At 70.1% G+C, this 12,385-nt stretch carries 12 protein-coding genes; 5 read left to right on the top strand and 7 right to left on the bottom strand.

Annotated features, from left to right (window positions below; all coding sequences use genetic code 11):
* The first annotated feature begins 110 nt into the window (after positions 1–110).
* Positions 111–449: a tryptophan synthase subunit beta gene (locus tag PotMrB4_RS11230; RefSeq protein ID WP_074968056.1), complete on the top strand. Its 339-nt coding sequence runs from the start codon at positions 111–113 to the stop codon at positions 447–449.
* A gap of 27 nt (positions 450–476) precedes the next feature.
* Here the strand turns inward: PotMrB4_RS11230 and PotMrB4_RS11225 are convergent, their stop codons facing one another.
* Positions 477–1,454, bottom strand: a complete 978-nt coding sequence (locus tag PotMrB4_RS11225; RefSeq protein ID WP_172433291.1) for a class I SAM-dependent methyltransferase — start codon at positions 1,452–1,454, stop codon at positions 477–479.
* A 153-nt stretch (positions 1,455–1,607) separates the two neighbouring features.
* On the opposite strand from PotMrB4_RS11225, the gene PotMrB4_RS11220 reads away from it, so the two are divergent.
* Complete coding sequence (locus tag PotMrB4_RS11220) at positions 1,608–3,131, top strand: sensor domain-containing diguanylate cyclase (protein ID WP_172433290.1); 1,524 nt, start codon at positions 1,608–1,610, stop codon at positions 3,129–3,131.
* A 122-nt stretch (positions 3,132–3,253) separates the two neighbouring features.
* Positions 3,254–3,748: a DUF1543 domain-containing protein gene (locus tag PotMrB4_RS11215; protein WP_044400559.1), complete on the top strand. Its 495-nt coding sequence runs from the start codon at positions 3,254–3,256 to the stop codon at positions 3,746–3,748.
* Here PotMrB4_RS11215 and PotMrB4_RS11210 read toward each other — a convergent pair.
* Both PotMrB4_RS11210 and atzF read right to left on the bottom strand, forming a co-directional pair.
* Positions 3,730–4,428, bottom strand: a complete 699-nt coding sequence (locus PotMrB4_RS11210) for a GntR family transcriptional regulator (protein WP_172433289.1) — start codon at positions 4,426–4,428, stop codon at positions 3,730–3,732. The two genes, PotMrB4_RS11215 and PotMrB4_RS11210, sit on opposite strands and share 19 nt — an antisense overlap.
* Before the next feature lie 4 nt (positions 4,429–4,432).
* On the bottom strand, positions 4,433–6,247 hold the full coding sequence (gene atzF, locus PotMrB4_RS11205) for an allophanate hydrolase (protein ID WP_172433288.1): 1,815 nt from the start codon (positions 6,245–6,247) through the stop codon (positions 4,433–4,435).
* A 251-nt stretch (positions 6,248–6,498) separates the two neighbouring features.
* On the opposite strand from atzF, the gene PotMrB4_RS11200 reads away from it, so the two are divergent.
* Entirely contained in the window at positions 6,499–7,758 is a 1,260-nt protein-coding gene (locus PotMrB4_RS11200; protein ID WP_172433287.1) for an HD-GYP domain-containing protein, read from the top strand.
* A 302-nt stretch (positions 7,759–8,060) separates the two neighbouring features.
* Positions 8,061–9,653: a malate:quinone oxidoreductase gene (locus tag PotMrB4_RS11195; protein WP_172433286.1), complete on the top strand. Its 1,593-nt coding sequence runs from the start codon at positions 8,061–8,063 to the stop codon at positions 9,651–9,653.
* Positions 9,654–9,823: 170 nt separating this feature from the next.
* Here PotMrB4_RS11195 and PotMrB4_RS11190 read toward each other — a convergent pair whose 3' ends face one another.
* From PotMrB4_RS11190 to PotMrB4_RS11175, 4 genes are all read right to left on the bottom strand, one after another.
* Entirely contained in the window at positions 9,824–10,426 is a 603-nt protein-coding gene (locus tag PotMrB4_RS11190) for a flavin reductase family protein (RefSeq protein WP_172433285.1), read from the bottom strand.
* Positions 10,427–10,490: 64 nt separating this feature from the next.
* The gene (locus tag PotMrB4_RS11185; protein ID WP_172433284.1) at positions 10,491–11,105 is read right to left on the bottom strand and encodes a LysE family transporter; all 615 of its coding nucleotides are present in this window, start codon (positions 11,103–11,105) and stop codon (positions 10,491–10,493) included.
* 65 nt (positions 11,106–11,170) lie between these two features.
* Entirely contained in the window at positions 11,171–11,974 is an 804-nt protein-coding gene (locus PotMrB4_RS11180) for a helix-turn-helix transcriptional regulator (RefSeq protein WP_172433283.1), read from the bottom strand.
* A 70-nt stretch (positions 11,975–12,044) separates the two neighbouring features.
* A complete protein-coding gene (locus PotMrB4_RS11175) occupies positions 12,045–12,329 on the bottom strand; it encodes a hypothetical protein (RefSeq protein WP_044405786.1) in 285 nt (94 codons plus the stop codon).
* Positions 12,330–12,385 lie beyond the last annotated feature (56 nt).

Here is a 12,385-nt window from a genome sequence, read left to right as displayed (position 1 = left end):
CGCGCCAAGGCGCGGTGGGAAGGCAGCCCTGCCCGGCCATTCTTGCCTGCTTGCCAGGCCACGCGTATAGATGTGCGTCCGGCGAATCATGTCCAACCAGGGGGTACCCCATGCTTTACGTGCAGCGCGACGACCAGGGCAAACTGGTGCGGGTCGAAGCGGCCGAGTTCGCCGGCCACACCGGCCAGCTCCCCGCCGACGACCAGGACGTGCTCGCCTGGTACTCCAACCAGGCCATCGAGGCCAGCCTGCTGCAACTCAAGCAGAGCGACAGCGAGATGATCCGGGTGCTGGAAGACCTGATCAGCGTGCTCATGACCAAGGGCGTCCTGCGCATCACCGACCTGCCGCCGGCCGCCCAGTCCAAGCTGCTCAGCCGGACCCAGGCGCGGGAAGCCCTGGGCGGGCTCAACCGGCTGATCAACGACGACGACGCGGGCGTGATCTGAGTACAGCCCCACGCACGTCCCTCCGGGCTAGCGCCCTGCCTCAGGCTCCAGGCCGGCCTGCCCGGCCCCTTCCCACTCGAACACCAGGGCCTTGAGCCCACCTTCCGGGTCCTCGTCGGCGAATTCCGGCGGGTTGGCCAGGCGTTCGCGGAACACCAGGCCAGGCGCTTCCTCCCCCATCGTGCGAATGATGAAGTCGGCCCCGGTGGCCGGGTCGTTGACGCAGGCCAGCACCCGGGCGCCGGGGGCCAGCAGTTCCGGCACGCGGCGGAGGATCTTGCGGTAGTCCCGGTCCAGCTCGAAGCTGCCGCGCTGGAACGACGGCGGATCGATGATCACCAGCCCGTAAGGCCCTTCCCGCTTCAGCCGCCCCCAGGACTTGAACAGCTCATGCCCCAGAAAGCTCACCCGCTCCAGGTCATGGCCATTCAGACGGTGGTTATCGCGCCCACGGGCCAGTGCCGCGCGGGCCATGTCCAGGTTCACCACTGCCTCGGCGCCCCCGGCGATGGCCGCCACGGAGAAGCCGCAGGTGTAGGCGAACAGGTTCAGCACCCGGCGCCCCGCCGCCACCTCGCGCACCCAGCGGCGGCCATGGCGCATGTCGAGGAACAGGCCGATGTTCTGGTTGCGCATCAGGTCCAGCCGGTAGGCCAGGCCGTCCTCGTGCATGGTCCAGGCATCCACCGCCTCGCCCCACAGGCACTCGGTCTCACTGCCGGGTCGGTAGCGGTGCTGCAGCAGTACACTGCGAACGCTTCCAGCAGGCCAGGCAGGCGCCTCGGCCAGCGCCAGCAGCAGCGCACGCAAGCCTTCCAGCGCCTCGGCCGGCGGCTCACGGAACAGCGCCACCAGCACCACGCCCTCCAGCCAGTCCACCGTGACGTGCTCCAGCCCCGGCCAGAGCCGGCCACGGCCATGGAACAGGCGCCGGGTCTCGGCCGGCGGCTCGGCCAAGGCCGTGACGAGTCGGTGCCGGAGGATGTCGAAGGAATCGGGAGTCATGGCGATACGCGTCGGGAAAAGGGGCGGCATTCTAAACCAAGGGCCGCCTCGCTGGAGTCATCGGCGCCTTCCGCTACGCTCACAACCAAGGTTCCCCGCAGGAACCGATAAGGCCGCCCGGACCCGCAGTACCCAGGATCACGACCCGACAGCATGAATGCACCCGCCCCCTCCAAGCCCCCTCCCCACCAGCGCACCCAGCAGCTGGCGCGGCTGTTCACCACCCTGACCATCCTGGCGATCCTGGCCATGGAGGCCTGGCAGGTCTGGCTCGACTACCGGCAGGAGTTCCACCGCGCCGAAGTCAGCGCCACCAACGTCACCGGCGCCGCCGCCGAACACGCGCGCGACGCCATCCGCCAGGCCGATGCCCTGCTCTACGACCTGATCGAACAGGTCGAGCATGACGGCTTCGAACGGCTGGACACTGCCCGCATGCACCGGCTGATGAAGCGCCAGCAGCAGTTCCTGCCGCAGCTCCACGAGCTGTTCATCTACGACAAGGACGGCAACTGCGTGGTGACTGACCGCGAGGTGGGCGGCCAGCCGATGAACAACGCCGACCGCGAGTACTTCCGCTACCACCGGGACGACCCCGACCACCGGGTGCACATCAGCCAAGTGATCCGCAGCCGCTTCACCGGCGACCTGGTCATCCCCATCTCGCGGCGCATCGAGGACCGCAACGGCCAGTTCGCCGGCGTCGCCGTGGCCACCCTGGAAGTGGCCTACTTCAACCGTTTCTACGAAACCTTCGACCTGGGCGACCGCGGCATCATCGTGCTGGCCGAGCAGAATGGCACCATCCTCGTCCGCCATCCCTTCGACCCCTACGCCACCAGCCGCAGCCTGGCCAAGACCCACATCGTCAAGGACCTGCTGCCGGAGGCGCCGGCCGGGGTCACGGTGGCCCGCTCCTCACTGGACGACGTCGAGCGCCTGTTCAGCTACCGCCAGTTGCAGGACTACCCCCTGCTGGTGGAGACCGGCATCTCCACCCAATCCATCGCCGCGCCCTGGCTCAACCAGGTGGCCCGCTCGTGCCTGGTGGTGGTGGTGGTGATCGCCGGCCTTGTCGTGTTCGCCGCCACCCTGGTGCGGCAGATGGAACAGGGGGCGCTGGCCGAGGAGGAGCTGCGCCTGGCCCACGAAACCCTGGAGCAACTGGCCCTGGAGGACGCCCTCACCGGCCTGGCCAACCGCCGCCGACTGGACGCCGTGCTGCCCATCGAGGCCAGCCGGGCCCGACGCCTGGGCACGCCGCTGGGCATCGTCATGCTCGATATCGATTACTTCAAGCGCTACAACGACCACTACGGTCACCTCGCCGGCGACCAGTGCATCCGCGCCGTCGCCCAGGTGCTGGCCGGCTTCGCCCGCCGCCCCGGCGATCTGGCCGCGCGCTACGGCGGCGAGGAAATGACCCTGCTGCTGCCCAACGCCGACCCCGAGGACACCCACCGCATCGCCGAACAGATCCGCCAGGCCGTGCGCGCGCTGGAGATCCCCCACAGCGGCAGCGACCACGGCGTGGTCACCGCCAGCCTCGGCTACCACGTGTACATGCCGCTGCCCCTGGACAACACCCCCGAAGCGCAGCTGCTGCGGGCCGCCGACGAAGCCCTGTACCGCGCCAAGGACGCCGGCCGTGACCGGGTTCACCCGCCGGCATCCTGAGCCCGGCAGGCCGTCGAAAAGCGCTGCACTCCGCCCCACACCCTGCGCTACCATGGCGCGCCGCCCGGCAGTGGATGCCGGGCGCCTCTCCTCCCCTGTTCTTCCAAGGAACGACAACGACAATGCTGTACGTCGTCATGCTCGGTGGCCGGCACCCCCGGGCCAAGATCGAAGTCCACGACGTGGTGTTCGCCTTCGCCGACACCATCGAAGACACCTACCCCCGCCTGCGTGAAGAGTGGTTCGGCAGCCGCGAAGGCCTGCACATCGACTCCTGGATGGCCATCGAAGGCGTCGACGGCTACCGCGTCAGCCTCAGCAGCCTGGCACCGGCACCCGGCTCGCCCCGGCTCTACTTCATCAACCTCGGCGGCTACGAACCCGGCTCCTTCGGCGAAGCCCACCGCTACCTGCTGGTGGTCGCCCGCGACCGCGCCGAAGCCAAGGAGCGCGGCAAGCGCCGCATGCACGCAGGCTGGGACAAACCCCACACCGACGCCCTGCTGGACGTGGACGACTGCATCCCCATCGACCTGCTCGACGGCCGCTACGTCCACCTCACCGAAGGCGAGCACCGGGGCATCACCCAGCGCAGCGACTACATCGTCCTGTCCTGATCCCCGCCGGCCACGCACCGGGCCGCCCGCAGCCGCGCGGCGGTCACCTGCCGCACCTGGGCGCGGCTCTGGGCGATGTGGGCGGTCATGCGTGCGCAGGCGTCGTCCACATCCCGCCGCAGGATCGCCGCAAGCACGGCGGCGTGCTCCTCGTAGGTAGCGGCGATCCGCCCTTGCACCCCGAAATCCAGGCGCCGCACCACGCGGATACGCTCGCTCACCTCGCGGTGCACCCGCGCCAGTTCCGGGTTGCCGGCGGCCGCCACCAGTTCGCAGTGGAAGGCCTCGTCCCAGGCCGCCACCTCGGCATCCACCTCGCTGCGTCGGGACGGTGGCACCTGCCAGCGCGCGCAGAGCGGTGCCAGGCTGGCGGCAGCATCGGCGGCCTCGCACAGTCGCTCGATGGCCGCCCGCTCCAGCACGATGCGCAGGTCGTACAACGCCTCGAAGCGCTCGAACTCGAACGGCAGCACCTCCCAGCCGCTGCGGAAGTGCACCTGCAGGTAGCCCTCCTGTTGCAGGCGGTCCAGCGCCTGGCGCACCGGCGTGCGGCTCACCGCCAGGCGTGCGGCCACCTCGCCCTCGCTGAAGCGGTCGCCGGGCAGCAGGCGGAAATCGGCAATGTCGTCCTTGAGCTGGCGGTAGACGGTCTCCGCCAGGCGTGGCGGCCGGCTCGCCATCGGCTCAGCGCCCGCCCAGCGTCGCCACGTAGGCGCGCCAGCCCCCGAAGGCCGTGATGTCGCGGGCGCCTTCCAGGCCCCAGGGCTCGCAGATGAACCCCTTCACCCAGCGGCCATCCTCCAGTTGCAGGCTGCCGATCCCCAGGGGCGGCGGCACCTCGGCGACGAACTCACCGAAACGCGCCAGGGGTACGTCCCACAGCTCGACGATGATCGCGGCACCCTCCTGGCCGCGCACCAGGCCGGGCTTGGGCGGCACCGAGCCGGCCAGCGCGTGCAGGCGGTAGCAGGGGGCGGTGCGGGTCTCCTCCACCCGCACCGCGCCACGGGTGGTCAGCTGATGGTTGAGCGGCATCCCGGTCAGGTGCGCCCCCACCACCGCCACCCGCACGCACTCGGGCGCCGGGACGGGCGGCACCGTTGGCGGCAGCGAGCGCCCGGTGGCCCCCAGCGGCAGACCCAGCGCCGCCTGCCAGCGGCGCCCCAGGCTGGCCAGGGCCTGGTCGTGCCAGGCCGGGGCGATCAGGGTGATGCCGGCCGGCAGGCCGTCCTCGCGGAACCCCGCCGGCAGGGCCAGGGCACTCAGGTCGGCGAGGTTGGTGAAGTTGGTGTAGGTGCCGAACTGGCTGTTGTAGAGCAGCGGCTCGCGGGCCATTTCCGCCTGGGTGCGCAGGGTCGGCGAGGTAGGCACCAGCAGCGCGTCGAACCCTGCCAGCACCTGCTGGATGCGTCGGGCCAGCGCCGCCCGGCGGTACTCGGCGCGGTAGGCGTCGCAGGCGCTGAAGTCGCGGCCGCTCTCGACGATGCCCCGCACCACCGGGTCCATCGCCTGGGGCCGGGTCTGCAGCAGGCTCCCCACGGCCACGGTGCGCTCGGCCACCCAGGACCCCTGGTACAGCTCGCGGGCCAGCTCGGTAAACGGGCCGAAGTCGATGGGCACCACCTCGGCGCCCAGGGCCTCGAAACGCTGTACGGCCTGCTCGAACACCGCCTGGTTGCGCCGGTCGCCGAAGAACTCGGGCGCCTCGGGCACCGCCAGTCGCGGCCGCGCCCCGATGGCCACCGGCGCGGTGGCCGGGTTGCGCCGTGCATAGGCGTCCGCTTCATCGAAACCGCCAGCCAGCCGCGCCACCTGCTCGGCGTCGTCCACGGTCAGGGCGAACACCGAGATGCAGTCCAGGCTGCGGCAGGCCGGGACCAGCCCCTGGGTCGACAACCAGCCCCGGGTGGGCTTGAGGCCGACGATGTTGTTGAAGCCCGCCGGCACTCGCCCCGAGCCGGCGGTGTCGGTCCCCAGGGCGAAAGGCACCAGGCCACGCGCCACCACCGAGGCCGAGCCGGAGCTGGAGCCCCCGCTGACATAGGCCGGATCGAAGGCATTGGGCACCGCGCCGAAGGGCGAACGCACCCCCACCAGGCCGGTGGCGAACTGGTCCAGGTTGGTCTTGCCCAGCAACACGGCACCGGCCGCCTGCAGCCGCGCCACCACCGTGGCATCGACCTCGGCGAGGTAGGCGAACGCCGGGCAGGCGGCGCTGGTGCGCCAGCCGGCGGCGTCGATGTTGTCCTTGATGGCGAACGGCACGCCATAGAGAGGCAGGGCCGCCAGGTCGCCACCCGCGGCCTCCAGCTGGCGGGCCAGGGCGGCGAGACGCTCGGTCAGCTGGGCGGGTTCGACCAGCACGATCCAGGCCGGGTCTTCCCCGCGCAGGGTCTCCAGCAGCTCATGCAGGCAGTCGGGCTGCAGGCGGCCGTCGCGGTAGGCCTGCTGCCAGTCGTGCAGGGTCCAGCCGGTGGTGGGCAACAGCGGGGTCTTCATCGGGGCGCTCCATCTTGTATCCAAGTTGGCGACGCCCGCTGCAAGCGCCGGACCAGAAGCCGGGAACCCAGTCACCACGCGGCCTGTCGCATCTGCAAAGGCCCCGCGCACCCGGCTGGACGCCCGCCGACGGTGCGTGAGCGCCTCATTGCAGGGCCTCCGTCGAGCGGCACGGCCCATCGCTTGGGCGGGCTGCTCTCGGCCCCCGAAAACGCTAGACTTGCCAGCATTTCGCCATCCCGGTCCCCGGCATGCCCACGAGCCCTGTCTACATCACCCCCGACCAGCTGTGCGTCGGCCTCTACATCCAGCTCGAACTGGGCTGGTGGGAACACGACTTCACCTTCAGCAACTTCAAGATCCGCGACGACAACCAGGTCGCCGCCCTGCGCAAGCTCGGCCTCAAGCGCCTGCGCTACGACCCGTCGCGCAGCGACTGCGAGCCCCTGCCGCTGCAACCGGTTACCACGCCGACCGAGGTGCTGGAGGACACCCCGCCCCCGCCAGCACCGGAAGAAGCCGCGCGCCAGGCGCGAGTGGTCCAGCTGAGCAAGCTGCGCACGCGCCTGGCCGAGGTGGACCGCCGCTTCGTCCAGGCCAGCCAGCGGGTCAAGGCGATGAACCAGGCCCTGCGCAACCAGCCAGAAGACGCCCTGCGCCAGGCCGGGGAAGTGGTCGGCGAGCTGGTGGAAGCCATCCAGGGCGAAGACGGCGCCGCGTTGCACAGCATCAACGGCAAGGCCCACGACGATGCCTACGTGCACCCGCTCAACGTCACCGTGCTGTCGCTGATGCTCGGCCGCCAGCTCGGCTACGACAGCGAGGCCTGCCACAGCCTCGGGCTCGGCGCCCTGCTCCACGACATCGGCAAGATGGACATCCCCAGCCAGGTGCTGCTCAAGCCTGAGCCGCTGAACCGCCCGGAACAGCTGCTGCGCCAGCTGCATACCGAGTACGGCCTGCGCCGGGGCCAGCAGCTGATGCTCGACGACGAGGTGCTGCGGGTCATCCACGAGCACCACGAGCACTGCGACGGCACCGGCTACCCGCGTCAGCTGTCCGAGGCCGCCATCGGCCGGCTGAGCCGGGTGGTGTGCATCACCAACCACTTCGACGGCCTGTGCAACCCGCGCGACCCACGCGCCGGCCTCAGCCCCCACGAAGCGCTGAAGCAGATGTTCGCCCTGCACCGCTCGCGGTTCGACGACGTGATGCTCAAGGCCTTCATCCGCTGCATGGGCGTCTACCCGCCGGGCAGCCTGGTGCAGCTGGAGGATGATCGCTACGGCCTGGTGCTCGGCATGCACCCGAGCCAGCCGCTCAAGCCGACGCTGATCCTCTACGACAGCCAGGTGCCCAAGGAGGAAGCCCTGATCGTCGACCTGGAGCGTGAACCGCACCTGGCCATCGCCTCCGCCCTGCGGCCGGCCCAGGTGCCGCCCGAAGCACTGGACTACCTCAACCCCCGCCAGCGCATCACCTACTACATCGACCCGCGCACCCGCGGCTGAGCCGCGTGGGCGGATTTCCGCCACCCATCGCCTCCCAGGCCCCGCCATGGTGGCGGGTACCCGCCAGCCCGCGGCTGGCGTGCCTCCCGGCAAGCCCCGTGCCACCTGGCCTGCGACCATCTGGCACAGCCCTTGCTTTTTTGGCCGCCCACGGTGGTCCCAGGACCACCGTTCGCAGCCGCCGCCACATGCGACGGCCAGAAGAACGCAGCGCCACCGCCCGGTCGCGCCCTCACAAAGGGCCCGGCCACACCGCGTGCACAGGGTGGCAGGCGCAGCCCGGAAGACTGGAAGGTTCATCGATGAAGAAACTGCTGCTGGCACTGACGTGCCTGAGCGTGGTCGGCTGCTCCCAGCCCGACGCCCCCGAACAACCCCTCGACGTGCTGCTGATCGGCGGCGGCATCATGAGTGCCAGCCTCGGCACCTATCTCCACGAGCTGGAGCCCGAGTGGACGATCGAGACCTTCGAACGCCTCGACCAGGTCGCCGAGGAAAGCTCCAACGCCCTGAACAACGCCGGCACCGGCCACTCGGCCTTCTGCGAGCTGAACTACACCCCCGAGACCGCCGACGGCGGCATCGACATCAGCAAGGCCGTGGCGATCAACGAATCCTTCGAGATCTCCAAGCAGTTCTGGGCCTACCAGATCGACCGTGGCGTGCTGAAGAATCCCCGCTCGTTCATCAACAACGTCCCGCACATGAGCTTCGTCTGGGGTGACGACAACGTCGCCTACCTGAAGAAGCGCCACGCCGCCCTGCAGCACAGCAACCTGTTCCGCGGCATGGAATACAGCGAAGACCACGCGCAGATCGCCCAGTGGGTGCCGCTGGTGATGCAGGACCGCGACCCGGCACAGAAGATCGCCGCCACCCGCATGCCCATCGGTACCGACGTGAACTTCGGCGAGATCACCCGCCAGCTGTTCGCCTCCCTGTCCGAGTCGCCCAAGTTCAAGCTGAACCTGAGCCATGAAGTGCGCGACATCGTGCGCAACGAAGACGGCACCTGGAAGGTGGTGGTGGCCGACCTGGCCCACGACGGCGCCGAGCGCGCAGTCAACGCCCGCTTCGTGTTCATCGGTGCCGGCGGCGGCGCCCTGAAGCTGCTGCAGAAATCCGGCATTGCGGAAGCCGAAGGCTACGCCGGCTTCCCGGTGGGCGGCTCCTTCCTGATGACCCGCAACCAGGACGTGGTCGCCCGTCACCACGCCAAGCTCTACGGCAAGGCCTCGGTCGGCTCCCCGCCCATGTCCGTCCCGCACCTGGACACCCGCGTGGTGGACGGCCAGGAAGTGCTGCTGTTCGGCCCCTTCGCGACCTTCTCCACCAAGTTCCTGAAGAACGGCTCGCACATGGACCTGTTCAGCGCCATCACCACCGACAACATCGGCCCGATGACCACCGCCGGCATGGACAACCTGGACCTCAGCCAGTACCTGGTCGGCCAGCTGATGCTCGACCAGGACGACCGCATGGCCGCTCTGCGCGAGTACTTCCCCGATGCGCAGGACGCCGACTGGGAACTGATCCAGGCCGGCCAGCGTGTGCAGGTGATCAAGAAGGACCCGGTGAAGGGTGGCGTGCTGCAGTTCGGCACCGAAGTGGTCAGCGCCGCCGACGGCTCCATCGCCGCCCTGCTGGGCGCCTCCCCCGGCGCCTCCACCGCCGCGCCGATCATGCTCAGCGTGCTGGAGAAGACCTTCCCCGAGAAGCTCAAGAGCGACGCCTGGCAGGCCCGCCTGAAGGCCATCATCCCGTCCTACGGCCGCAAGCTGAACGACGACCTGGAGCTGACCAACAGCACCCGCGCCTGGAGCCACGAGCGCCTGCAGCTGGAGTTCATCCCCGTCCAGCCCGAGAGCGCCCCGGCCCCGGCCGCCGCCCTCTGATCCCCCCGCCCCGCCCGTTCTGGGCGGGGCATCGCGGCTGAAGCCGCTTCCGCAGACATTCAGCCGTACTTGCATAAAAGTGCGTTCGCGAGCAGAGCTCGCTCCTACGGGGGCTGAATGCGCTCGGCGCGCTCCCGGACTGAAGTCCGGGCTACGCAGCCTGAGCGCCCTCACGCCTTGGCCGGCAATGCCTGGCTATCCACCCCCTCACCGATCACCAGGTAATGCCCGCCGGCGACGTGGTGGAGGGTGCGCAGGTCGTCCTGGCCGTCGAAATGCCAGCGGCCTTCGCTGAATACCCGGCTGTCAGCCTGGGCGGCGATGACTTCGCCGAGGAATAGGTCGTAGCCCTGCTGAATGTGCGCCTCGGGCAGCAGGCGGCATTCCAGCCAGGCGACGCAGCCGTCGATCAGCGGCGCGGCGACCTGCTCGCCCGGGAAGTGCCCGACCTGCCAGGTGGCGAACTTGTCGTGCCCGGCGGCGTCCAGTTCATGGCCCGAGCTGGAGCCGAGGGTCTGTACCAGGTCCACCTGGTGGCGGGCCGGCACGCTGAGCACGAAATGGCCGTCGGCCTCCAGCAGGCGCCGGGTCCAGGTGGACTTGTCCAGCACCACGGCCACCTTCGGCGGGTCGAAATCCAGGGGCATCGCCCAGGCAGCGGCCATGACGTTGCGCTTGCCGCCATGGGCGGCGCTGACCAGCACGGTGGGGCCGTGGTTGAGCAGGCGATAGGCCTTGGCGAGGGGGACGGGACGGCGGAATTCAGCGAACATGACACGCTCCAGCAGGGACACGGGCTCGGCAGCCTGCCTCAGCGTGGGCAGCGCCGTCCAGTGGCTACAGCCCGCGCAGAGCGAGCGCTGCCAGGCCCAGCAGGAGCACGCCGCACAGGCCGTGGCTAGCCCGCTGCCAGAAGGCCGAGGCGTTGCGCCGCAGCCAGGCCACCAGGCCGGCGCAGAGGAAGCAGCAGGCCACCGAGGCGGTCATGAAGCCGGCAAAGAAGGTGGCGGTCTGGGCCAGGCTCGGGGCCTCACCGACGATGCCGGCCAGGGCACTGCCGAGGGCGCCCCAGTAGACGATGTTCTTCGGGTTGGTCAGGGAGATCGCTGCGCCGGTCAGCAAGGCGCCCCGGTCCGCTGCTGGCGCGGCTTCGTCGTCGGCCTCCGGCAGCCGCCAGGCATCCCCCAGGCTGCGCCAGCCGAGCCAGGCGAGGTAGGCGGCGCAGGCCAGGGTCAGCGGCACACGCACCGCGTCCTGGGCCAGCAGCAGGGTCAGCCCGGCCAGCCCCAGCAGCGCCCACAGGGCATCGCCGGCCAGGGAGCCCACCTGCACCATCAGCGCCGGGCGAAAGCCATGCAGCAAGCCCCGGCGCAGGGTCTCGGCCAGTACGGCACCGGGCGACAGGCAGAACGCCACGCCGAACAGAAAGGCGGAAATGAACACCATCGACATCGAATGCTCCCAGGGCACGGCCAGAAAGGCGCGAGTATGCCGGCTCGCCCCAGGGCGGACTTGGATCAGATTGCAGCCTGGCCGCGCAGGCGCCGTCCCAGTTCACCGGGGGTGATGCCGTAGGCGGCGCGGAAGTGCCGGTTGAGGTGGCTCTGGTCGGCGAAGCCCAGGGCGTGGGCCACGTCGGTGGCCGGCACGCCCGCCCGCAGCAGCCCACGGGCGCGGCAGGTGCGCAGTTGCATGGCCCACTGGCGCGGGCTCAGGCCGGTTTCCTTCTGGAAGGCGCGCAGCAGGTGGAAACGCGAGACGCCCACCAGCGCAGCCATTTCCTCCAGGTCGGGTGTGTCCTGCAGGCGGTCGGCGAGCAGGGCCTGGACCCGGGCCACCGGGCCGCGCCCGAGGGCGGTGCTGCGCGGCAGGCGTGCGGCGCAGGCATCCACCAGGTGCGCCAGCGCCTCCAGCAGGCGCTCCTCGGCGCGCTCGCGGGCGTGGGGATCGGCCTGCAGGCCCAGCACGACCGCTTCGCTGAGGCACTGGCCCAGGCGCGGCTGGCGCCAGCAGGCACGCTCGAATTCCAGGTGGGCCAGGCCGAAGTCGGCAGCCAGTCGGTCGGCGCAGAGGTAGAGGCCGGCGAAGCGCCAGGGCTCGCCCTCCTTCACGCCGCCGCCCTGGATCTGGCCGGGGTTGTAGAGGGTGATGTCGCCCGGTTGTGCGCTGAAGGTGCGCCGGTCCAGCCACACCTCTTCCACGCCGACGAGGTTGACCCCGATGACGCATTCGTCGTGGCTGTGCTTGGCGAAGCGATGGCCGGTACCGCTGCAATGGGCGACTTCCATCCGGCCCAGCATGGCCTGTCGGGAAGAGAACATCGCATCCGGCCCAGGTGGGAAAGGCGCCGAGCATACGGCGCCCGCCACCGGGCCGGCAATGTGCAGACGGTCAGGCCACCTGGGCCGGGGACGGCTCGGCGACGCTGCGGCCCAGTGGCAGGTGGGTCACGGGCAGGCTGTGCAACGCGGTATCGGCTTCCAGGCGCAAGGCATCGGCCTCGTCGAGCAGTTGGCGCCACTGCTGGGCGTCGATCACGGCGAAATCGTGCAGCGCATCGATGTAGCCGCGCGCTACCGCGAAGCGGTAGGCGAGCGCCCGGCGGTCCGGCGCGCTGCGCATCAGGGCCAGTTGCGTGCGCGCATTGTTCAACGCCAGTTCGGCGGAAATCTTCATGGTGTGGACTCCTTGCATGCGTCCTCGCAAGTCGGCGCCCCCTGGCGCATCGACAG

Origin of the sequence: Metapseudomonas otitidis (assembly GCF_011397855.1) — a bacterium.
Lineage (GTDB): Bacteria > Pseudomonadota > Gammaproteobacteria > Pseudomonadales > Pseudomonadaceae > Metapseudomonas > Metapseudomonas otitidis.
Note: the sequence above shows the minus strand (reverse complement) of the source record. Positions and strands in the feature narration are given on the sequence as shown.